The sequence below is a fragment of the Lentzea sp. NPDC020367 genome (assembly GCF_044387305.1).
Lineage (GTDB): Bacteria > Actinomycetota > Actinomycetes > Mycobacteriales > Pseudonocardiaceae > Lentzea.
In genome coordinates, this window is sequence record NZ_JBIRVV010000009.1 from 209,364 (window position 1) to 232,014 (window position 22,651).

Annotated in this window: 18 protein-coding genes; 14 read left to right on the forward strand and 4 right to left on the reverse strand. The window is 66.7% G+C overall.

Translation table 11 applies throughout. The features are described 5' to 3' along the window. Window positions 1-79: 79 nt before the first annotated feature. Both ACH413_RS33215 and ACH413_RS33220 read right to left on the reverse strand, forming a co-directional pair. Window positions 80-796, reverse strand: a complete 717-nt coding sequence (locus ACH413_RS33215) for a hypothetical protein (protein ID WP_360047414.1) — start codon at window positions 794-796, stop codon at window positions 80-82. After that, window positions 793-1,305: a SigE family RNA polymerase sigma factor gene (locus tag ACH413_RS33220; protein ID WP_360047413.1), complete on the reverse strand. Its 513-nt coding sequence runs from the start codon at window positions 1,303-1,305 to the stop codon at window positions 793-795. The genes ACH413_RS33215 and ACH413_RS33220 overlap by 4 nt, the downstream gene beginning before the upstream one ends. A 126-nt stretch (window positions 1,306-1,431) precedes the next feature. On the opposite strand from ACH413_RS33220, the gene ACH413_RS33225 reads away from it, so the two are divergent. From ACH413_RS33225 to ACH413_RS33285, 13 genes are all read left to right on the forward strand, one after another. Continuing rightward, entirely contained in the window at window positions 1,432-2,358 is a 927-nt protein-coding gene (locus tag ACH413_RS33225) for a hypothetical protein (protein ID WP_360047412.1), read from the forward strand. A gap of 1 nt (window position 2,359) precedes the next feature. Next, entirely contained in the window at window positions 2,360-3,541 is a 1,182-nt protein-coding gene (locus ACH413_RS33230; RefSeq protein ID WP_360047411.1) for a peptidoglycan-binding domain-containing protein, read from the forward strand. Next, on the forward strand, window positions 3,538-4,206 hold the full coding sequence (locus tag ACH413_RS33235; RefSeq protein ID WP_360047410.1) for an ABC transporter ATP-binding protein: 669 nt from the start codon (window positions 3,538-3,540) through the stop codon (window positions 4,204-4,206). Before ACH413_RS33230 ends, ACH413_RS33235 begins: the two co-directional genes overlap by 4 nt. An 8-nt stretch (window positions 4,207-4,214) precedes the next feature. Next, entirely contained in the window at window positions 4,215-5,420 is a 1,206-nt protein-coding gene (locus ACH413_RS33240; RefSeq protein WP_360047409.1) for an ABC transporter permease, read from the forward strand. Window positions 5,421-5,837: 417 nt separating this feature from the next. Further along, the gene (locus ACH413_RS33245; RefSeq protein ID WP_360047408.1) at window positions 5,838-6,470 is read left to right on the forward strand and encodes an RNA polymerase sigma factor; all 633 of its coding nucleotides are present in this window, start codon (window positions 5,838-5,840) and stop codon (window positions 6,468-6,470) included. Next, window positions 6,467-7,447 carry a CU044_5270 family protein gene (locus ACH413_RS33250; RefSeq protein ID WP_360047407.1) on the forward strand — a complete coding sequence of 327 codons (981 nt, stop codon included), beginning with the start codon at window positions 6,467-6,469 and terminating at the stop codon, window positions 7,445-7,447. The genes ACH413_RS33245 and ACH413_RS33250 overlap by 4 nt, the downstream gene beginning before the upstream one ends. Window positions 7,448-7,719: 272 nt before the next feature. Next, window positions 7,720-8,739, forward strand: coding sequence for a methyltransferase (locus ACH413_RS33255; protein WP_360047406.1), 1,020 nt, complete (start codon window positions 7,720-7,722; stop codon window positions 8,737-8,739). Between the two features lie 765 nt (window positions 8,740-9,504). Beyond that, entirely contained in the window at window positions 9,505-12,612 is a 3,108-nt protein-coding gene (locus tag ACH413_RS33260; RefSeq protein ID WP_360047405.1) for a BTAD domain-containing putative transcriptional regulator, read from the forward strand. A 54-nt stretch (window positions 12,613-12,666) separates the two neighbouring features. After that, a complete protein-coding gene (locus tag ACH413_RS33265) occupies window positions 12,667-15,711 on the forward strand; it encodes a BTAD domain-containing putative transcriptional regulator (RefSeq protein ID WP_360047404.1) in 3,045 nt (1,014 codons plus the stop codon). Between the two features lie 121 nt (window positions 15,712-15,832). Continuing rightward, window positions 15,833-16,342 (forward strand): hypothetical protein, encoded by a 510-nt coding sequence (locus ACH413_RS33270; RefSeq protein WP_360047403.1) that lies wholly within the window; start codon window positions 15,833-15,835, stop codon window positions 16,340-16,342. A 275-nt stretch (window positions 16,343-16,617) separates the two neighbouring features. Further along, window positions 16,618-17,118, forward strand: a complete 501-nt coding sequence (locus tag ACH413_RS33275; RefSeq protein ID WP_360047402.1) for a hypothetical protein — start codon at window positions 16,618-16,620, stop codon at window positions 17,116-17,118. A gap of 157 nt (window positions 17,119-17,275) precedes the next feature. Continuing rightward, window positions 17,276-17,524, forward strand: coding sequence for a hypothetical protein (locus tag ACH413_RS33280; RefSeq protein ID WP_360047401.1), 249 nt, complete (start codon window positions 17,276-17,278; stop codon window positions 17,522-17,524). A gap of 114 nt (window positions 17,525-17,638) precedes the next feature. Continuing rightward, window positions 17,639-18,262, forward strand: coding sequence for a response regulator transcription factor (locus ACH413_RS33285; RefSeq protein ID WP_360047400.1), 624 nt, complete (start codon window positions 17,639-17,641; stop codon window positions 18,260-18,262). A gap of 6 nt (window positions 18,263-18,268) precedes the next feature. On the opposite strand, the gene ACH413_RS33290 is transcribed toward ACH413_RS33285, so the two are convergent. Next, on the reverse strand, window positions 18,269-18,955 hold the full coding sequence (locus ACH413_RS33290; RefSeq protein WP_360047399.1) for a response regulator transcription factor: 687 nt from the start codon (window positions 18,953-18,955) through the stop codon (window positions 18,269-18,271). A 177-nt stretch (window positions 18,956-19,132) separates the two neighbouring features. Here ACH413_RS33290 and ACH413_RS33295 point away from each other — a divergent pair, with 177 nt between their 5' ends. Beyond that, window positions 19,133-19,738: a LuxR C-terminal-related transcriptional regulator gene (locus ACH413_RS33295; protein ID WP_360047398.1), complete on the forward strand. Its 606-nt coding sequence runs from the start codon at window positions 19,133-19,135 to the stop codon at window positions 19,736-19,738. A gap of 50 nt (window positions 19,739-19,788) precedes the next feature. Here ACH413_RS33295 and otsB read toward each other — a convergent pair whose 3' ends face one another. Next, window positions 19,789-22,302 carry a trehalose-phosphatase gene (gene otsB / locus ACH413_RS33300; RefSeq protein ID WP_396425395.1) on the reverse strand — a complete coding sequence of 838 codons (2,514 nt, stop codon included), beginning with the start codon at window positions 22,300-22,302 and terminating at the stop codon, window positions 19,789-19,791. Between the last annotated feature and the right edge of the window lie 349 nt (window positions 22,303-22,651).

Genomic DNA, 22,651 nt, shown 5'->3' on the forward strand with positions numbered 1-22,651 from the left:
AGATCGTCAAGGCACCGAAACCTTGTCCCTGATGCCCTTGCGCCGGGTTGTGCCCGTGTGCCAACGCGGAAGGGGTGCCTCATGGGGTCAGTCTGTTGCCCTGCGCGTCGAAGGCGGACGGCGAACTCATGAGATTCGCGTTCGAAATGAGTTCCTGGGGGAACCAGAACGCCTTGACCGATGAGTCGTGGCTCCAAGGAACCATTTGTGCCCTCACAGTGGTGCCATCGATCTCGGCCTCAATACGGTCGGCTGGGCCGACGTAGTAGCCGAACGCGGGGATGAACACGCTACCGTTGTGAGAGTAGAGGCCGCCCCGGATGAAGTGGGAACCCGGCCGGTCGGAGTTGACGAAGTCGCTGCTGGACGTGACGGGGACGACGTCACCCGACGGCGTCCTTTGCACAGCGGAGATCCCGAACCTGACGTTCGGCATCGTGCTGTCGTCGATGGCGTAGAAGTAGAGGGTGAGTTCGCCCAGTTTGTTGTGGACACCGGTGGGGATGAGGTCTCCCAGCGGCGGCTTCCCGTCGGGTTCGGGCAGCGAGGTCGGCGCGGTGGTGACCATCGTAGAAGCGGACTGTCCGACGTCCGGTCCGCGGTGCAGCTGCTGGCCGACCAGCGAGACCCCGACGAGAAGCACCGCGGTCATCGTGACGACACCGCCGCCGACCAGTAGCCGCCTGCGCCGCCGGATCCTCCCTCCTGTGGCCATGATCGCGTCGAGGTCCAGCTCGCCGAACCCCTCCACTGGCGGTGTCTGCATGGCGCGGCGCAGCGCGTCGAGATCCGTCATGCTCCTTCTCCTCCGCACATGAGACTTGCGCCCTGATCGATCGAGATCCGCAGTTTGGTCAGCGCACGGGAACTCGTGCTCTTGACCGTGCCCACTGACACCTCCAGCTCGGCCGCCACCTCGGCCTCGGGCAGGTCGAAGAAGTAGCGCAGCACGAGGATCTGGCGTTCACGCGGCGTGAGGCGTCCGAGTGCGTCCAGCAGCCATTCCTGCCGGGTGACGTCCTCCGCCACGTCGCCGCGTGAGGGGAGTTCCGGCACAGCGTCTGTCGGGTACTCGCGGATCGGGCGGCGCCAGCCGTCGATCACGTGGTTGGTCAGCACCTTCCTCGTGTACGCGTACGCATCTTTGTGCCTGACACTCGACCACGCCGCGTACGTGCGGGTCAGCGCGGCCTGGGTCGCTTCTTCCGCCTTGTGCCTGTCACCGGTCAGCAGATAGGCCGCGTGCTGCAGGCCCTTCGAGCACGTCCGGACGAACTCGACGAACAGGTCGTCACCTTTCGCCATGCATTCCCCCGCTGGTTTCCACGTTTGTTCAGTACGAGCGGGACCAACGAAAAGTTGAGGCTCATGACCAGCAACTTTCGGAGTGGCCCACCCGTAGTCATCCCCACACGAGGAAAGGACACACGAATGCGGGTCACCAAGGTCCTGCTGGCGGTCATCGTTACAGGGGTCACCGTTGCCGGCTGTTCGACTGCACCTGCGGACAACATCGCTGGCCCGTCGGTGCCGAATGCCGAGGCCGGGTCATCCGCGCAGGCGCCGAGCAAGGAAGAGGAGAACCAGATCAGGATCGAGAACCTGATCGCGGACTGCATGAAGGCACAGGGCTTCAACTACGTCGCCCACCCGGTGAAGCCTGACGTGGTGAGCGAGCAAAACCTGAGCGGGCGTGATCCTTCGCAGGTGCCGTTCGACGCTTTGAAGTCCTATCGCGAGAAGTACGGCTTCGCGATCTACGGACGGGATGTCTTCACGACGGACCCGAACGTCGGCAACAAGAAGGAGACGCCGAACCCGAACACCGCGATCCGCAGCGCGCTCGACGCGGCTCAGCAGAAGGCCTACGACAAGGCTCTGAAGGGCAAGTACCCCGACGGACTGACCATGGAGCAGGCGAAGGAGCTGCGCGGCAACCCGATCGACGCAGATGACGGTGGCTGCCAGCAGAAGGCCAGCATCGAGGTGTACCCGCCGAAGGCCCGGCCGGAGGAGAGTCCGGACCCGGCGAAGGAAGCGGCGTACGCACAGGCACTGCAGAACTTCTACACGGATCCCAAGTTGCTCGAGGCGAGTCAGGCGTATGGCGCGTGCCTGAGGCAGCAGGGATTCGCGGTGGAGTCGACGAAGCCGGGGACCATCGAGTCCCAGGTGCGGAACATCATCTTCAAGGAGCGCTCCGCGCAGCCCAGGCAGATCGACCCGGCAGTGGCGCAACAGGGGCTGCGCAAGGAGATCACCGCATCCCTGACCGACCTCGACTGCGGCAAGGACTACCTCGCGCTCGCCAAGCCGTTCATGGAGAAGTTGCTCTCCAGTGAAGGTGGCAACGGTTGACATGGCTGGTGCATTCGCCGCGAACCCCAAGAGGGTCGTGCTGTTGGTGATCGCCGTCGCGGTCATCGCCGGCGTGGTGGGGTGGGCGGTCGGTTCGAACGTCCAGTCTCCGTCCGATGCAGCCGCCGAGCGGCAACCTCCTCCAGCTTCGAGGGTCACCGCTCCGGTGGAGCGCAGAACCTTGAAGAGCGCGGTGGTCGCGCAGGGCACCGTCGCCTACGGGACGCCGTCGCCGATCCAGCTCACCGGCACTGTTGGAGGGATCGAAGGTACACAGCTCATCACGAAGGCGCCCGCACAGGGCAAGACCATCCGCGAGGGCGATGTGCTGATGGAGGTGAGCGGCCGGCCGGTGATCGTGCTGGCAGGCGGTGTCCCGATGTATCGGACGCTAGGCCCTGGTGCGAAGGGCGACGACGTCAAGCAGTTGCAGACCGCGCTGCGTGCGCTCGGCTACGGCGTGGCCGTGAGCGGAACCTTCGACCAGGCGACCGCCGCGGCCGTCCAGAAGATGTACGGCAAGGCGGGCTACGAGGCCATGGCGACCAAGGCCGACAAACCGGTGACAAGCGTGCCGTCAGGCGAGATCGTGTTCCTGCCCAAGCTCCCGGTCAGGCTGGACGTGGTGACGGCGAAGGCCGGTGCGCCGGCGACCGGCCAGATCGGTACGGTGACCGATTCCACGGTGGTCGTGCAGGGCAAGCTCCCCGCCGCCGATGCCAAGCTGCTCAAGGCCGGTATGCCGGCGACGTTGCGCCTGCCCGACGGCACCGAGATGGCGGCGAGACTGGAAGCGCTGGGCAAGGACGCCTCGGTCACGCCTCCCGCGGCCCAGCCGGCCGAGGGAGACGGAAAACCGGCGGCGCAGGCGCCACAGGACCCAGGAACCGACACGCCGCTGCGCCTGAGCGCGGCCGATCAGGCGGCGTTGGCGGCCTTCGCGGGGACTGCCGTGAAGGTGACGCTCGAGGTCGGCACGACAGGTGGGGATGTGCTCACCGTGCCCGTTGCCGCGGTGGTCACGGCTGCTGACGGCTCGGCCCACGTGCGCGTGGAGGAGCCGAACGGGACGCTGCGCGATGTTCCGGTCGCATTGGGGCTGACCGCGCTGGGCTCGGTGCAGGTGAGCCCAGAGGGTGCCCCGCTGGAGGCGGGTGACCGGGTGGTGGTGAGCGCGTCATGACCGTTCCGGTGATCGAACTCGACGGCGTCGGGCGCACGTTCCCCGCGGATCCGCCCGTCCACGCGTTGAAAGACGTGCGGCTGCGGGTCGATCCTGGTGAGTACGTGTCGGTGATCGGGCCGTCGGGCTCGGGGAAGTCGACGTTGCTTTCCACACTCGGGTTGCTGGACAAACCCGACACCGGCAGCTATCGGCTCGACGGGATCGAGACGACGTCGCTCGGCGACGGGGCCAGGGCCGCACTGCGCGGAAGTCGGATCGGGTTCGTCTTCCAGTCGTTCCACCTGCTGCCCTACCGCAGTGTGGCCGACAACGTCGGGATGGCGGAGTTGTACCAGAAGGCCGGCCGCGGAGGCCGGGCCGGCCGTGCGGAGGCGGCTCTGGGCCGGGTCGGACTCGCACACCGCACGAAGTTCCGCCCTGACCGCCTTTCCGGCGGTGAGCGGCAGCGGGTCGCGATCGCACGTGCGTTGCTCGGTGCACCGTCGTTGCTTTTGTGCGACGAGCCGACCGGGAATCTGGACAAGGCGAACACCGCGTCCGTGCTCGACCTGTTCGACGAGTTGCGGGCGCAGGGCGTGACCCTTGTGGTGATCACGCACGACGAGGTGGTGAGCGCACGTGCCGACAGGCGCGTCCGCATCGACGACGGGCGGCTGACGTGAAACCGGGGATGCACTGGCGCGACCTCGCCGGAGAGGCGCTCGCCGGCGTCGCGGCTCGGCCGCTGCGCTCGGCGTTGACGGTGCTAGGCACGGTTCTGGGAATCACGACGCTGGTGATCACGCTCGGCATCGCGGCGACCGCCGGCAACCAGATCGCGGGCCGCTTCGACGAGGTGACTGCGACCGAGGTCACCGTGCAGGTGCCCGCGCTGCTCGACAGGTCGTTGCCCCCGTACGTCGCGTGGGACGCTTTGTCGCAGCTGACTCGGCTCAACGGGGTCCAAGCCGCGGCCGCGGTGGCCCGGCCGGAGACCATGTCGGCCGCGAGGGTCCGGTCGAACGACCTGTACGACCCCACGGCAGTCACAGGCAGGACACTGCCCGCGGCCGCCGCGACCGTCGAACTGCCGGACGTGCTCGGTGCTGCCTTGGTCCAGGGCCGGTTCTTCGACAACGGTCATGTTCGCCGTCACGACCGAGTCGCCGTGCTGGGTGAGACCGCCGCGAAGTTGATCGGCATCACCACGGTGGACGACGCGCCGACGGTGTTCGTGAACGACGAGCCGTTCACGGTGATCGGTGTGCTGGGCGCCATCAGCAGACAGAGCGAACAGGCACTGGGCAGTGCGGTCATCCTTCCTCCCACGACGGCGGACGACAGGTTGCACGTGGGCGCACCCACCGCGGTCTTGATCCGCACGACACTCGGTGCGGCTCAGCTCGTCGCGGGCCAGGCAGCGCTTGCGCTGAGCCCCGCCGACCACAGCCGGCTGCGGGTGATCGCGCCACCGGACCCGGCCTCGCTGCGCGGCGGGGTCCAGCACGATGTGAACGGCCTGTTCCTGGTGCTGGGGCTCGTGTCACTCGTCGTCGGCGCGATCGGGATCGCCAACGTCACCCTGGTCACGGTCATGGAGCGAACCGGTGAGATCGGCCTCCGGAGGGCGCTGGGCGCGGCGAGACGGCACATCGCGGCCCAGTTCCTGGTCGAGTCGAGTGCCATCGGCCTCCTCGGAGGGGTGATCGGTGCGAGCACCGGCACGATCACCGTCGTCGTGGTGTCGGTCCTGCGCGACTGGACCCCGGTGCTCGACCTGAGGCTTGCCGCGGGAGCGCCCATCGCGGGGGCGTTGGTGGGCTTGGTGGCCGGGCTCTACCCGGCACTGAGAGCGGCTGGGCTGGAGCCTGTCGACGCTCTGCGCTCAGGCACGTAGCGGGCGTCCGGGCCGCCTGCCGCCGAATTCGTCCCGCCTCGGCCCGGATCCGTACTTCTCGGCCCAACGCCGGGCGTGCGCGAACGAGTTCCTCCGGTGTACTCGCGCGCCTCGATCGGAACGGTGTGCAGGAGTGCGCGAAATCTTGCCCGAATGGTCAGCAAGATGGCCGAAGGCTCGCATCGCCGAAGAGTTCGTCGTCTGACCGGGTTCGATCGACCTCGCGGGAAGAGCGGTTCACCGCCTGGTCGCGCGACGTGCGTCACCACGGATGGCGTGGGCAAGGACGCGATCCCATGAACGATGGCGTGGTCGCCGAGATCCACTTAGGACTATGTGTCCGGGGTTTCGCTGCTCGGGCAACCAGGTGTGGCGGGGGTAACTGGAACTGTGTTGGACGAGCGGACAGGACGAATCATGGACTCCACTACGCGCGCCCTGGTGCGCGCTGGTGACCCGGTGGTGTTCGGGTCGCTGTTCGACGAGTACGCCGCAGTGGTGTACCGGCACGCAATGCGGCTGTGCGGTGATCGGGTGCTGGCCGAGGACGTCGTGTCGCTGACGTTCCTGGAGGCCTGGCGCCTGAGGCGGAAGGTTCTTGCCGAAGGGGGGAGCCTGTTGCCGTGGCTGCTCGGCATCGCGACGAACGTGCTGCGCAACACGACCAGAGCGGCCCGCAGGCATCGGGAGGCACTCGGCCGTGTGCGAGTGCGCGACACCGTCCCCGACTTCGCGGATGACGTGGTGGACCGCATTCACGACGACGAGAGCATCGAAGCCGTCCGTGTCGCGCTGGCGTCTTTGCGCCGCAGCGAGCGCGAGGTGTTCACGTTGTGCGTGTGGGAAGGGCTCGACTACGCGGCCGCGGCAGTCGCTCTCGGAGTCCCGGTGGGAACTGTGCGTTCGCGGCTGTCCAGGGCGAGGACGAGGTTGCGCAAGCTCGCGGACGAAGAACTTTCCGGGCGAAGTCGGGAACTCCACAGCGGTTGCGGACAGGTACCGGATAGCCGCGTGAGTGCGGCTCGGTCAACGAAGGAGGGACGTCGATGAACTCGGTTCCGGTCACCGGGCCGACTCCGGCTGAACGCGAAGAATCGGCGCGGTTGTTGCCCGCGCCTGCTGTCGGCGCGTTTCCCTCGGACCGCCACTTCGTGCTGAAGGACAACCTTGTGAACGAATTCGCCCGTACCACCGGTCTGACCCAGCAGGTCAGGCGCAGGCTGCCGATCGTCGGTGTGTCGCTTGCCGCTGCGGCGGCGGCAGTAGCGGCCTTCCTGGTCGTGACCAAACCAGCGCCCGCCGAGTTCGCGCCCGTCATCGCCGTCGAGCAGGGGGATGCGAGCGGTGCCGCACCAATGCTGGAACGGGTCGCGCACACTGTCGAACAGCGCGCCTCCGTGGCGCTCGGCAAGGACGAGTACCTGTACGTCAAGAGCATGATCTCGTACAGCAAGCCTGCCGAAGAACGCGCCGACGGCGGCCGCATGGTGATGGATCCTTTGCACGCCAGGGAGATCTGGCTGCCCGCAGACAAGGGCAAGCAGAGGCTGGTCAAGGAGAACGGCAACGAGTTCGAGGTCGAGAACCTCGAGAGGCACGGAAAAGGCGTCCTGGGTCTGCCCACCGATCCCGACGCCTTGCTGACCGCCCTCTACGAGGAGACCAAGGGACAGATGGAGAGTCACGGTGCGGACGCTGCGGTGTTCGACGCGATCGGCTCAAAGTTGCAGGAGTCTCTCGCTTCCAACGAGTTGAGCGCGGCACTGTATCGGGCGGCCGCGAAGGTACCCGGCGTCGTACTCGTGCCGGACGCGGTCGATGCCAATGGTCGTCATGGTGTGGCGGTCGCGCTCACCGACAAGTCCGGTGAGCGCACCGAATGGATTTTCGACCGCGACAAGTTCGACTTCCTCGGGGAGCGCGCCTACCTCGTCCGCGACACCGACCGCGGGGCAGCCGGAACCGTCACGGCGCAAACGGCGCTGCTCGCCCGTACGAAGGTCGCGCAGGCCGGCGACACTCCCTGACACACCTCGGTGGTGGCGCGACAGGCTCGCCTCACCACCACATGCGAAGTACCGCTCGGAAGCCAGGCGCCGTTCACGGTCCACAGCGGACACGAAGCGTGCCGGCGACAGAAGAATGGCCTGGAACAGCTGGTTGACGCAACGTCGACGTGACGTTGACGGCGGGGTGTCACGCTTGATCCGGATCGCCTGGAAGTTCCACAAAGGACTCCAGGGAGGCGTTGTCACGCCGGCTGGTCCATTTCGCCGCAGAATGAGTGGAGCACAACACGATGTCAGACGGAACAGGTCGGCAAACGGACTTCGAGTCGATGTTCTCGATGATCACGGGGTACTGGGTCAGTCAGATCGTCGCGGTCGCCGCGGATCTGTCGCTGGCCGAGCACCTGGAGGGTTCGCGTCTCGCCGCGGATGAGATCGCGATTCGGGAGAACAGCGACCCGGACTCCACACAGCGGTTCCTGCACGCCTGCGCGGCTCTGGGATTGGTGACCTACGAGGACGGCATGTTCGAGGGCACGCCTCTGCTGCGGACCTTGCACGCCGGCTCGGACAACTCGCTGCGCGATCTCGCGCTGGCTCTCACCTCTCCGGGGCACTGGCTTCCGTGGGGTCGTTTCGCGGCGACGGTGCGCACGGGCACCAGTCAGACGGTGGAGGCCCTGGGGGAGGGGATCTTCGGTTACTTCGGCTCGCACCCCGCCGAAGCCGCGCTCTTCTCCGGAGCGATGACCGACCTGTCGTCACCGGTGATCACGCAGTGCCTGCCGGTGATCGATGTGACCGGGGTCGGGGTCGTCGCCGACGTCGGTGCCGCGAACGGAGCGTTCGTCAGCGCGATGCTGGGACAGCACCCGCAGTTGCGCGGCATTGCCTTCGACCTTCCGCACATCGCTCCCGGTGCCGCGGTCGAAGCGGGCAAACGAGGGGTGTCCGCACGGCTCGAGATCTCCGGCGGGGACTTCTTCGAGTCCGTGCCGGCCGCCGACCTCTACCTGCTCAAGTTCATCCTGCACGACTGGGACGACGATTCCTGCGTCAGTGTTCTGCAGAACTGCCGGGAGTCGATGCTGCCGGGCGGACGCGTGGCGATCGTGGAGATGGTCGCCGGTGAGCCCGGCGGCTCGAGTCTCGTCTCGTTGATGGACATGAACATGCTTTCCATGACCATTGGAAGGGAACGCGGGCTGGACGAGTTCGACGACCTGCTGGGGAAGTCCGGCCTGCGCCGGGTGCGGAACACCCCGATCCAGCATCCGTACCAGGTGATCGAGGCGGTGGCGATGGACTGACTGGTAGTCGCGCCGTCAACGGTGAGCTGTGGGGCGACCCGTCCCGATCCTGAGGTGGGGCCGGGAGGGGTCGTCAACCTTCGGAGCGCCTCGCTCGTAGTAACCCGCACCTGACGCGACTTCGGATGCGTGCTTCGCGTGCCACGATCGAGGAGAGCCTGGTGCTAGCTGTTCCACGACGACACCTCACCGTGAACACTCCTGCCGTGGAGGGGTGTGTTCGGCGTCGGAGGTGGCGCGAGACTCGGCAGGATGGCACGACGCGTGCGCGTTCCCGGCCGGGTTCGCGCGACCAGGGAACTTCGGCCACGGTCGGAATCGCACAGGTCTGGTCTTCGTCGGCCCGGTCGGCCGGAAACAGGGCCGCGGTGACTGGCGCGTCGTCAGGGACTGCCGGCCACAGACTCGCGGGGGCTGTTCATCCGTCCGCGGACTCCGCGACGGCAATTCCTGCGCCGCGGAGATTGTTCTCACCATTCCGCCTGGATGAAATCCCCCGATCGGGTGGAATGATGTCCTCCCTCGTTCGTGTTGCACTGTGGAGGCGGGACGGTACGAGATGCTCGCGGGAGGAGATGTACTGTCGCGCAGCACATCTCCTCCGGGCCGCCGGAATATTTCCGGCCGCACGTCCTGTTCCACATGCGGGGGTTCTGATGGCCATCGGAATTCCCGGCAGCGGGATCTGGACGTCAGGCGGCACGATTGTCCTGTCCGGACAACGGCCGGTGACGGTTCGGTAGGGCATTGGGACGGTGAGGCACCTTGAGCACTTCGTGGAACGTGACCATCCCTGACGTCCGCCGGCACCACGAATCGGTCTCCGAGCAGAAGGGAGTCGCCTTCGCGGTACTCGGACCAGTCAGGGCCTGGCGGGACGGTGAGGAACTCGACCTCGGCTCGCCGCAGCAGCGGTTGACCCTGGCGGTGCTGTTGCTCGCCGGCGGCAAGCCGGTGCCGGCGACGGAGATCGTCGAGATCCTGTGGGGTGAGAACCCGCCGAATGCTGCGCGGGGGACGGTGCGGACCTACGTTCACCGGTTGCGGCGGGTGTTGGAGCACTCGTCTGATCCCCAGCTGCTGTTCTCCGGTTCGACCGGCTACGCGCTGCGAGTGGAAGAGCAGCGGTACGACCTCGGCCGCTTCCGTGCGTTGGTGCGAGCGGCCGACAGGGCGAGGATCGCTGGTGATCCGCATCGGTCCATGGCGCTCGTGCGCGAGGCGTTGACCGAATGGCAGGACATCCCGCTGGCTGGACTGGCAGGCGAATGGGTGGAGGCGGAGGCCCGGCGGCTGAAACAGTCGGAGGTCGTCGCGGTCGAGTTCCTCGCGGAGCTGGAACTGGATCTGGGCAGTCCGAGCGAGGCGGTGGAACGGCTCGCCGCGGTCATCGACGCGGAACCGATGAGGGAACGCGCCCATGAGCTGTTGATGCGTGGGCTCTACCGCTCGGGCAGGGCCGCGGAGGCGCTGGGGGTGTTCGAGACGATTCGCGCCACCTTGCGCGCCGAACTCGGTGTCGACCCCGGGCCGGCTCTGCGCACGTTGCACGAACAGATCCTGCGGGCCGACCCGGTGCTGTCCGTCGTGACAGCGCCTCCGCCGACCGGCGAACCCGAGCAGGCGCACATGCCCGCGCCCGCCCCGCTGCGCCCTGCTCAGCTGCCGATCGCGCTGCCGGTGTTCACCGGACGGGAGGCGGAGCTCGCGGACCTCAGCGAGTGGAGCAGGACAGGCGGTGCACGAGGGGTGGCCGTCGTGCACGGCACGGCGGGCGTGGGCAAGACCACGTTCGCCGTGCATTGGGCACATCAGGTCGTGTCGTCGTTCCCGGACGGTCAGCTCTACGTCAACCTGCGCGGGTTCGATACCGGAGGTGCGGTGAGGCAGCCCGCGGAGGTGCTCCGTGAACTCTTGGAGGCGCTAGGGGTCCAACCGCAGAGCTGGCCAGAAGACCTGGACGCTCTGACGGCTTTGTACCGCAGTGCTGTGGCCGACCGCCGCCTGCTCGTGGTGCTCGACAATGCCCGCGACAGCGCACAGGTGTTGCCGTTGCTGCCGGGAGGCACCGGGTGTCTCGTGCTGGTCACCAGCCGCGCCACGTTGACGAGGTTCGTCGCTGTCACCGGAGCGCACATGATCGAGCTGAAGCTGCTGAGCGAGCAGCAGTCGAGAGATCTCATGGCCGCTCGACTGGGTAAGCACAGGGTGGCGGCGGAGCCGGAGGCGGTGCGCCAGATCGCTGATTGGTGTGCGCGACTGCCACTCGCACTGGGCGTGGTGTGCGCGCGTATCGCGAGCAGTCCGAAGCTCGGCCTCGCCACCATCTCCGAGCAGTTGTCCAGCACCGTGCGACGTGGCCTGGACTTCCTGGCCACCGATGATCCGGCGAGCGACGTGCGTTCGGCGCTGTCCTGGTCATACCAGGCGTTGAGCCCGGACGCCGCTCGCCTCTTCAGGCTGTTGGTGCTGCTGCCTTTGGCACGGACGACCTGCCTTGAGGCCGCGAGCCTCGCCGGACAGCCGGTGACCCGGACACAGACCCTGCTGGCGGAACTGGTCGGCTCGCACATGGTGAGCGAATACCAGTCAGGCAGGTTCAGCTGGCACGACCTGCTGAAAGAGTATGCCGAGGAACTGCTCCGCGAAACCGACAGCGCCGAAGAGGTGAACGCCGCCCGCCGTCGACTGCTGGACCACCATCTGGCCTCCGCCCGCAACGCGAGCTCGACGATGGACGACACACGGGACGTGCCGACGCCGGCGGAGATCTCACCTGACGTCTCACCAGTGCAACCAGCGGAGCGACATGCCGCGTTCGAGTGGTTCGCTGCCGAGCACGCCACGCTCGTCGCCCTGATCCAGTGGGCGGCGGACCGCAGCATGGCGGCTCAGGCCTGGCGACTTGCCTGGTACCTGCGCCGCTACCTCGACTGGGCGGGGCACTGGAGCGACATGACCCTCGTCAACGAGGCCGCACTGCGCGTGTCGGTGGCGGCTGGTGATCATTCCGGGATCGGGTACACCCAGCGTTGCTTGGCCAGAGTGGACTACCACTTCGGCCAGTACGAGGCTGGGATCGAACGGTTGGACGTCGCTGCCGCGGCCTTCCGCAATGCCGGCGACGGCGTGGCTGTGGCCTACGTACTTCGCCAGGCGGCGGGCGTTCACCAGTACAAGTCGAAGTTCGACGACGCCATCGCCTGTGCCACCAGGGCGCGGGAGCTGTTCCGCCTCGCCGGAATGCCTGACGGAGAAGGCACCGTGCTCGCGATCATCGCCGACTGCCATCGCAGCCAAGAACACTACGACCAAGCGTTGGCGGACATCAAAGAGGCGTGCCGTCTGGGAGGTACCGCGTACGACGAATGGCTCCGGGGCGAGACAGTCGCCAAGATCTACGAGAAGCGAGGCGACTTCGTCCGGGCGGCCGAGGCGAACGAGGAATGCCTGCGCGTCATGCGGGAGCTCGTGCTGAACGAGGCAAGCGGTGCCCGGTATACCTACCTGGCTCTCAACCTGATAGCCACGAACACGCGCCTCGCGCGAGTCCTGCATCTGGCGGGGCAGTTCGAACGCGCAGCGGATGTGGAACTGGAGGTGTTGAAGGGTGTGCGATCCGAAATCGCGGAGCCACAACTCATCGCCGGCGCCTACAGCGCTGACGACCTCAGGGTCGTCGAGGCGCTCGCCGCTCTGGACGCCTGCATAGGAACCGCCTCTTCGGCAGAGGGTTGGATCAGGGAGAGCATGGAAGTGGTCCGCCGGGTCGCTTTCGAGCTGTCGGGACTCGGTCTTAGCGTCGTCGCCATGCTGCTCACCGCTGTCGGCGGGACGGACGCGGTCGAGTTCGAACGAGCTCGCTCAAGCTGAACTGCGGATCGCGCTTCGGTTCGTTCGGCTGGCTATTGGAGTCACTCTGTGGTCATGGGTTCTGATGTCGCGGCGAGTGCGCGTCGCCTCCCCGGGCTGGTGTTCAGCGTGCTGGGGCCGGTGCGGGTGTGGCGGGACGGAGAGGAACTGGACCTCGGTTCGCCGCAGCAACGGCTGACACTGGCGGTGCTCCTCCTCGGTCGCAAGCGGACATTGTCCGTGTCGAACATCAGTCACGTTCTCTGGCCAGGCGACGAGCCCCGCGCGGCACGGGGAACGGTGCGGACCTACGTCCACCGGCTCCGGAAGATCCTCGGTGACGGTGACGAGACCCCGCTGTGCTCGGTGGCGAACGGCTATCAGTTGCGGGTCAGCGAGGAGGACGTCGACCACGGACGGTTCAGGACACTTGTCCAGCAGGCGGGCGAGGCGCACAGCAGCGGAGATCTCCACGGTGCCGCGGAGTTGTTGCACAAGGCCCTCGACGAGTGGCGAGGAGTGCCGCTGGCGGGAATGTCCGGCGAGTGGGAACGCGAAGAACGGCGGCGACTGGAGCACCAAGGAATCCAGGCTGTCGAAGCACTCGCCGATCTGGAGCTTCGGCTGAGCGGGCGCACCAGGCTCCTGGAACGACTGGCCGCGATCTGCGAGGCCCAGCCGTTGCGTGAACGAGTGCATGAGCTGCTGATGCTGGCGTTGTGCCGATCAGGGCGGCCGGCGGAGGCCCTGAGCGTCTACGAGCGCGTGCGCACGGCCTTGCGGGCGGAACTCGGCGTCGACCCCGGCCCGGCGTTGCGCGAGATGTACCACCGGGTGCTGAGGTCGGATCCCGAGCTGACGTCGTACGTCGCTTCTGAGCCGCAGCCGCGGTTCAGCACGCGGGCGTCCGTGCCCCGCCCCGCCCAGTTGCCTTTGAACGTCGCGGTGTTCGCAGGTCGTGCCGCTGAACTCAAGGCGATGGACGAACACTACGAGACCGCGGGCGCCAGGGTGCTGGTCGTACAGGGCACAGCCGGCGTGGGCAAGACCACGTTCGCCGTCCACTGGGCCCATCAGGTCGCTGACGACTTTCCCGACGGTCAGTTGTTCGCCGACCTCCGCGGGTTCGACGCGGGCGGGGCCGCGAGAGATCCCGCGGAGATTCTTTGCGAGCTGCTCGCCGCACTCGGGTATCCGAACGCGGACGCCACCGCGGGTCGCGACGTGCTCGCGGCGCGGTACCGCGGTGCGCTGGCCGGGCGCCGGATGCTCGTCCTGCTGGACAACGTGAGCGACAGCGGCCAGGTGCTCCCGCTGTTGCCGGATGCTCACGGGAGCGTGGTGGTGATCACCAGTCGCCGAGAGCTGAACGGGGTGACGGCGCGAGCCGACGCGGCGACCGTCGGGTTGGACTTGCCGGACGAGCACGAAGCCGTTGAGTTGATGACTCGCAGACTCGGAGAGCGCAGGATCACCGCGGAGCCGACCGCGGCCAGGGAGATCGCCGCTCTGTGTGCACGACTTCCCCTGGCGCTTGCCATCGTGTGCGCCCGTGCCGCGGGCAGCCCGGGACTGCGGATGTCAGAGCTCGCCGAGCGACTTGCCGATGCCGGTCCCGCCCGGCCGGACTCCTTCGGCCTCGGGCCGGACGATCTGGGCGGAGATGTGCGCTCGGTGCTCTCGTGGTCGTATCGCGAGCTCTCGCCGCCCGCCGCGAGACTGTTCAGGCTGCTCTCCGTCGTGCCGGGTCCGTCCGTGAGCGTCGGCGCCGCGATGGGTCTCACCGGGCTTTCCCATGCTGCGGTCTCGGAGCTGATGCACGAGCTCAAGGTGGCGCACCTGCTCGTCGAAACGGGCGACGGCAGGTTCAGTTGCCATGATCTGCTGAAGATGCTCGCCGCGGAACTGTTCGCCGAGAAGGACGGGGAGGAACAGCACCGCGTCGCCTGGGCACGGCTGCTTGATCACTACCTGGCCTTCGCTCACCATTGCGCACTTCAGCTGGACAACCACGACGACCTGCCGCGGTTGCCTGCCGCAGTAGCCAACTCCCAGGACGGTGAGCCGGGCGCCACGGGAACCGCGCTGGAAGCGTTCGGGGCGGAGCACCTCGCGCTCGTCAGTTCGGTGCGGTGGGCGGCTGAGAACGGGTTCGAGTCGCACGCGTGGCGGCTCGCCTGGTACCTGCGGCGGTTCCTCTTCTGGTTGGGCTACACCGCCGACCTGCTGCTGGTCAGCGAGCTCGCACTTGAGGCGGCTCAGCGCGTCAACGACCAGGAGGGCATCGGATATGCGCACCGTTTGCTCGCTCGACTGGCGTTCGAGCAGGGGCACATCACCATCAGCAACAGGCACACCGCCGCGGCTGTGACGGCCTTCGCTGCCGCGGAACTGCGTCTCACCCAGGGACACGCTCACCGGCAGGAGGCCGCTGCCCGTGCGTACAGCGGCGACTTCGTGGGAGGCCTGGCAGCCGCGAGGAAGGCACATTCCCTGTTCGTAGAGGAGGGCAGGGAAGGTGAGGCGCAGAAAGTCCTCGCCACGATCGCGCTCTGTGAGCTGGGGTTCGGCGAATACGAGAAGGCGATCGAAACCGCACGAACGGCCTCCCGTTCGGACGGGAGATATGTCGCTGACGGTTCGGTTTTCCCCGAACTCGCCAGCCACTACATCACCGGTGTCGCGCGGGAAAAAATCGGCGACGACATGGCTGCGGTCGAGGCGTTCGAGAAATACTGCGGGGTGGCACGTGCGTGGGCTACAGCAACGGAGTTCGACCACCCCAGCGCACGGCAGTGTCTGACGGTCGGGCTGTGGAGGCTCGCAGACCTCCTGTGCCGACTTGGCGATCATGAGAAGGCGTCCGTCGCTCTGGCCGAGGGATTGCGGACCTTGCGGATCGAGCTTGCCGCTCCGTCCTCGTCCGACCACTCGTTCGACCGGGCTGATCGTCGCTACCTCGCTGTGATGCGCGAGGTCGACCGCGCCATCGAAGCCCAACTTGCGACCGAAGCTTGGTGTGTCCTGGGTTGGGACGCCTTCCGCGGCGTGGTCGACCTCGCCGGGGAGCTGGGTTTCTCGTCCTTCCTTCAGATCGAGGCGAAGCGTTTCGAATCCTGATCATCTCCCGGCGGGCATCGACGCCGTCGGTGGTGCAGAAGGGAGGGATTTTGTGCATCCAGGGGAATTCCAAGGTTTCAGTGAGAAGCGTGTGCGGGTGGCTTGCTCTAGGGTTTTTTGAATGTCGAGTGTGCAATCCGCTGATCTGATCTTCGATCTCAAGGTGCCTGTCGGTCATTCTCAGATCTTCATCTTTAGTGATGAGATCGCCGAACCGGATGACTTTGAGGTCGCGTACGAGGACGGAATCGACTCCGGACGCTATGTGGGAGCCGCGCCGGGCATGATCGACCTGATCACCCCCGGGACGTGGAACGAGGGTGTTCCTGTGCGGGTCGAAGTATGGCCTGCAGAGCCGGACTCGGACACCGAGCGGTGGCAGCACGAGGTGGACGTGGACCTGGACGTGCCGGACGGGAAGCTCGTGCTCATGCCGGGTGGTGACAGCAGCGAGTTCGCCCAGGAGATTCCAGCCGGAGCTTATCGGGCGCGCGTCTCGGGTGCCGGCTTCACGGAACTCGCGGATGAGGGATCGTATGGTGACGACTACTACCGCATTCGGTTGTGGCCCCGTGCGGCCGCTGCGGAACCAGAGTTGCGCAGGTGCTGGGCCGGCTGGAATGTGGAGTGATTCTGCCTGGCTGCAGCTTCGGGATCGCAAAGTGGAAGCCGCGCGAGAGCTCGATGGAGTCACGCCGCTCGAGTTTCCGACGCGGGAGAGTTCTGGAAAGTCCGTCGCGACGGCATTCGGCACGCATGGATTGCCCGATTGGTTACCGAGAAGCCCGTGTGCAGGGCGTATCGGTTGAGTTTTGAGGTCCTTTCGGACATCGTCGCGCGCTGACGGTTCAGTCGCAGCCTCTCCGGATGCTGCACTGAGGGCTCTGCGACCGAAGGAGCCCATCGATGCAGCCAGCGTTGTCCGTCGCGGTCGTGAGCGCCGCGGCTTGGTACCGTGAGCGCCTTTTCTGGCCGGTCGGTGTGGCCGGAGACGCGGTTCTCCTGCCGCTGGGGTGTGGTGTTGTGGCCTTCGAGGTCCCTCTGGACCGTGCAGCGCGTGTGCGGGAAGCGTTGGAGCACAATGGCACCCGCACGGCGGCGCTGTTCACAAGAAGCCCTGATAAGCGGGTCACGTTCTTGGCGGAAGCCGACGGCGCGGTGTTCGGTCAGCACCAGATGCCTTTCGGTGTGCGCTATCTGACCGTGCCCGTCTCGCTGCGCCTGCCTCTGTTGGTCGCCTCGGCGTCGCGCGGCGCGAGCTGGTTCTGTGCACCGGATCCTGCTCACCGCTGGTTTCCGTGCGCCGCAGCTGTCCTGGCCGCTGTCACTGCCGCGACACCGTTCGCCTTGAGGGCTGCCACTGCGCGGCCGGCGCGGCCCAGTCGCGAACGTCTTCTCATCGGGTGAGGGTGGAGCCGAAGTTGGGACATGACGTCCGACGGCTTGCATCCGTTGACACGGAACGTTTTCGGCCACAGTCGTTCAGGGGTGAAGCGATTGGGCACTGGTCTTCAGCCGTTGAGGTCAGCAATGTCATGTTCACTGTGTGAAAAGGACGGCTGCGATGGCAGTTCCCCCGGAACCCCGTTCTGCGGAGGACGTTCTGTTGTTGGAGGTACATCACGAACTCGTGCGGCAGCACCGCTACAAGCGAGCGGAGGAGGTCATGGACCTCCTGGCATCAGTGGCCTCGGTGGAGGAGCTGATCGCGGCCGTTGAGCGCGGTGACGGGGAAGCGATGGCGTTTCACGCGAGCCTGGTGCTTCGGAGCTTCGAGACTGAACGTCACGCGGAGCGCGGTATCGCCGAGTAGTCGCGCGTTTGAAGCGGCCGGGATGTTACCTGCCAGTCGTGAATCTCTGTTAAGGACGTTTTAAGAAGAACTCCCGCACTATGCGGTGGACGCAGACTGCGAGGAGGCTGTTGAGTGGAACCGACCGCGGTTGCTGTGCATGCCAGTACTCCTGTGCTGCGCGAAGGAGTACTGGCATTGCTACGAGGACAGGTCGGCGTCGAACCGCTTCCCGTGGAACGGTGGCACGACGCTGCGGTACTCGTCGTGGCGCATGATCACCTGCAGATCGCCGATCTGCGAGCTCTGCGGGAGAAGACGCCCGCGTTGGCGAAGCCTGTCGTCCTCGTGGTGCGAGACATCCGGGAAGCACAGTTGCTGGGAGCGGTCGAGTGCGGCGTGAGGGCGGTGTTGCCCCTGCAACAGGCGACCGTTGACAGTCTTGTTCAGGCGGTCAAGGTTGTGGCTGCGGGAATGGGGAGGCTTCCAGAGAAGCTGATCGGACCACTCCTCGAACAGGTGCACCAGTTGCACGAGAAGGTGTTGCTTCCCAATGGACTGACGAGTTCTGGTCTCACGCCTCGGGAGATCAACGTGCTGACCCTGCTGGCGAACGGCATGGACAGCACTGAAGTAGCGGATGCGCTGTGGTACTCCGAACGAACGGTGAAGAACATCATCCAGGGCATGATCAGTCGGCTGAACCTCCGCAACCGCGTGCATGCGGTCGCTTACGCGGCGCGAGCCGGTGTCATCTGACCGGCGTCAGGACGAAGCGACGAGTTTCACGCCGACACCGCGGACGGTGTGTAGATAGCGCGGGTTCGCGGCGGTCTCGCCGAGCTTGCGCCGCAACCACGAAAGATGCGTGTCAATGGTCTGGTCACTGGCTCGCTCCGAGTTCGACCAGACCTTCTCGCACAACTCCTTTCTGGGGACGACGCGGTTGGGGCGCTCAGCGAGGTACGCCAACAGGTCGAACTCTCTGCGGGTCAGGTCAAGGTGCTGTTCGTGGAGGAGCACGCTGCGCTCGAGCAGATCGATCCGCAGTCCTCCGGCCGAAACGACGTGGTGTTCCTGCACCGCGGCAGGAGACGCCCGACGCAGGAGCGCACGCATTCGCGCGACGAGGTGATCGGCGGAGAACGGTTTGACCACGTAGTCGTCCGCCCCGGCCTCGAGCAGTTGGACGACGAAGATCTCTCCGCGACGTGCGGTCACGATGATCACTGGAACTGAGCTGATGCCGCGAATCATGCGCAGTGCGGCGGTTCCGTCCAGATCGGGAAGGCCGAGGTCCAGCAACACGATGTCCAGTTGGGTGGATGCGACCTTCCGCAACGCTTCCGCCGCGGTGCTGACCGCGATGACGGAGAACCGTCGGTCGGTCAACGCGTTGTGCAGAGCAGCTCTGATGCTGTCGTCGTCCTCGACGAGCAGAACGGAATGCATGCTACCTCGCGTCAAGGTGGTCGGAGACGAGCGACCGGCCACGTGAACGGTCGTGATGAGATATTGCCTGCCGCTCAGGCCCGGGAGGCGTCGCATCGGTACCTGCGGACTGGAAGGGCATGGATTGGTATCCGCCGAGACACAACGAGCCGGTGTGAGCGTGGAAGGTGATTCCGAGTGATTCGGGTGCGGTTGCCGGAAAACGAGCAGATCGTCGCCGCAGGAGTGGCGAGTTGGCTGTCGTCGCATCCGGAGATCGGGTTCGTGCCGGAGCTCTGTGATGCCGCCGCCGATGTGCATGTGGCTGTCACCGGGCTGGCCGACGGACCTTTTCTCAAGCAGTTGGGAGAAACAGCACGGCGAGCGGGAGCGGTGGTGGTGCTCGCCCTCGACAACGTGGCCGACGAGCTCGTCGCCGAGGCGGCTGAGGCACGAGTCATGCGGCTCCTGCAGCGAGCGACGATGAGCCGGGAGGTACTGGTCGCCGCAGTGATCGCGGCTGCGGAGGAACACGCACGCGGTGTGATTGCCGATGAAGATTCGCTCATGATGGACCTGGAGGAGCTTCGTTCGGCGGTTCGTCGTCCGAGAACGGTTCTGAATCGTCGTGACATCGAACTGTTGAACCTGGTTGCGTGCGGCTGGGAAATTCGCGAGATCGCCACGAAGAATTCGTTGTCTCAACGCACCGTACTCAGTCAGATACAACAGGCGGTCAAGAGGTGCGGTGCTCGCAACCGTTGTGAGGCGGTTGCGAGCACCGTGCGTACCGGACTGCTGTGAGCCGGCGGCTGTCGAAATGATCGGAGGACCGTCTTGACAGCCGCGATCGTTCAGCTGGAGAGCAGCTGGGCGCAGCGGATCAGGCCCAGGTGCGAGTACGCCTGCGGGTGGTTGCCCAGCGAGCGCTCGGCGATCGGGTCGTACTCCTCGGGCAGCAGGCCGGTGGGGCCCGCGGCTGCGACGATCTGGCCGAACAGTTCCTCGGCCTCGGTGCGGCGACCGGTGAGCAGGTACGACTCGATCATCCAGGCGGCGCACAGGTGGAAGCCGCCCTCGTCGCCCGGCAGGCCGTCGTCGCGGCGGTAGCGGTAGACGGTGGAACCGGACCGCAGTTCCGCCTCGATGGCCGTGACGGTCGACTGGAAGCGCTCATCCGCAGGATCAATGAGCCCGGACAGGCCCACGAACAGGGAGGCGGCGTCGAGGTCGTCGCCGTCGTAGGCCGTGGTGAAGGACTGGACCTCGTCGTTCCAGCCGTTCTTCAGCACGTCCGTGGCGATCGTGTCGCGCAGCGGCACCCACGACGGGTCGAGCTCACGGCCGAACTGTTCGCCGAGCTTGATCGTCCGGTCGATCGTCAGCCAGCACATGACCTTCGAGTACACGTGGTGGCGCGGCGCGTGCCGCTCCTCCCAGATGCCGTGGTCGGGCTCGTGCCAGCGCCGTGAGACGGCCTCGGCCATCGCCCCTGCCATCGACCAGTCGGCGTCCGAGAGCGAGCCGCGGGCCGTGGCCAGCTGCACGACCAGGTCGACCACCGGGCCGAACACGTCGAGCTGCACCTGCTGGTTCGCGAGGTTGCCCACGCGGACCGGACGGGAGCCGGCGTAGCCGGGCAGCGACTCGATGACGGCTTCGGCACCGAGCTGGGTGCCCTGCAGCGTGTACAGCGGGTGCAGCCGCTCCGGGCCCGGGATGGTCTCCAGGACGCCGTGCAGCCACGCCAGGAAGCCGTCGGCCTCCGCGTAGGAGCCCACCGACACGAGTGCGGCGGCGGTCATCGCGCCGTCGCGCAGCCAGCAGTAGCGGTAGTCCCAGTTGCGGACGCCGCCGAGCTCTTCGGGCAGTGACGTGGTGGCCGCTGCCATGATCGACCCGGACGGGACGTGCACGAGCCCCCGGAGGGTGAGCGCCGAGCGCAGCACCAGTTCGGGCTCGGTCGCCGGCAACGTGAGGTTCGCTGCCCAATCCGACCAGTAGCTCGTCGCGCGTAGGTGTCGTGTCGGTTCGTCCACGGCGTGCTCGGAGATGTCGTCGGTGCCGCAACGCAGCTCCAGCAACACCGGCGCACCCTCGCGTGGGCGGACCACGGCGCGTGCGGTCTCCTGCAGGCCGTCCGAGGTGATGTCCCAGTCGACACCGGGGGAGCGCAGCACCATCGGGTCCGAGGTGCCGACGACGCGCAGGCCGTCGCGCTCGCGCAGCAGTCGCACGGGCACCTGGCCGAACTCGGGGCGCGGCGCGAACGTGATCACCGCGTTGGTCGAACCGGAGATCCGCCGCACCAGGTCGGTGCGGTGCGAGGCGACGTCGTGCTCCAGGTAGTCCGTCACCAGCAAACGCGACCAGCGGGTCTCCACGATCATCGTGCCCGGCAGGTAGCGCTGGCCCAGTGGCAGCGACCCGTGTTCCGGCTTGATCGAGAAGTGGCCCGCGGCGGGGCCGCCGAGCAGGTCCGCGAAGATCGCCGCGGAGTCCGGTTCGGGGTGGCACAGCCAGTTGACCTTGGCGTCCGGCGTCACCAGGGCGACGGAACGCTCGTTGGCGAGCATGGTCAGGCGCTCGATCGGCACGGCCTGGTCGCCGTGCAGCCACGCGCGGCGCTCCTCCAGGAGGAACGCCAGCACCGTCGCCACGTCGGACGGGTCGCCGATGTAGTGCTCGGCCAGCGACTCGCCGGCACCCACGCGGATGCCGACGTCCGGGCCGGACAGGCGCGCGAACGCCTTCTCGTCCGTCACGTCGTCGCCCAGGAAGATCGCCGCGGTGGCACCGACGTGGTGCCGCAGGGTGTCGAGGGCACGGCCCTTGTCGGTCTCGACGACGGAGAACTCGATGACGGCCTTGCCTTCGGTCACCTGCACGTCCAACCTGGCGCGCGGGCCGGCCTCCAGCACCTTCAGCATTCGTTGTGCCACCGACTCCGCACAGTTGCGGTAGTGCACCGCGACGCCGGCAGGCTTGAGTTCGATCAGGGCGCCTGGCGTGACCCTGGCCAGCGCGTCGAGTTCGCGATGCAGCTCAGCGAGCACATCACGGGCTCGCTGTGGCAGCGCGTGGACGAAGCCGACGTCGAACTCCGACCCGTGCGAGCCGACGAGATGGACTTCGCCGGGCAGCCGGGAGAGGGTGGCCAGATCGCGCAATGCGCGGCCGGAGATCACGGCGCAGGTCGTCTCGTGCAGGCCCGCGAGCGAGCGCAATGCTGCGACAGACCTCAGGTCGGGAACCGCCTCGTCCGGCGTACTCGCGATCGGGGCCAGCGTGCCGTCGTAGTCGCACGCGACCAACAGGTGCGGCGTGCGGGCAAGAGCGATCAGCTCCTGCCGGAGTTCTACCGGCAACGCCTGTACCGGCGTTGATCTGGTATCGCAAGAAGTCGCCGTTACAGCCGTCACTGAATCCTCCACCCAAAATGAACACGCTGGGGCGCAGACAAGCACGTGACTGCTCTTGAGCAAAAGTGGGACTGCCTCTCGATGCACGTTAATTTGCCCCTGCGCCCCAATTTTGCTTGCAGTGCATGGTTGTGTCGTAGATCAAAGTCTAGAGTGAACCTCGAAAGTCATCCGCTGCGAATGCGGATAATCTCCGGTCGAGCGCGGTGAACCCTCGTCGGCCGGCGTAGGCGCTCCCGCCGCCTACCGGAATCTCGTGCGGCTCTCACCCCCGGCACGCACGAGGTGGTGCCCG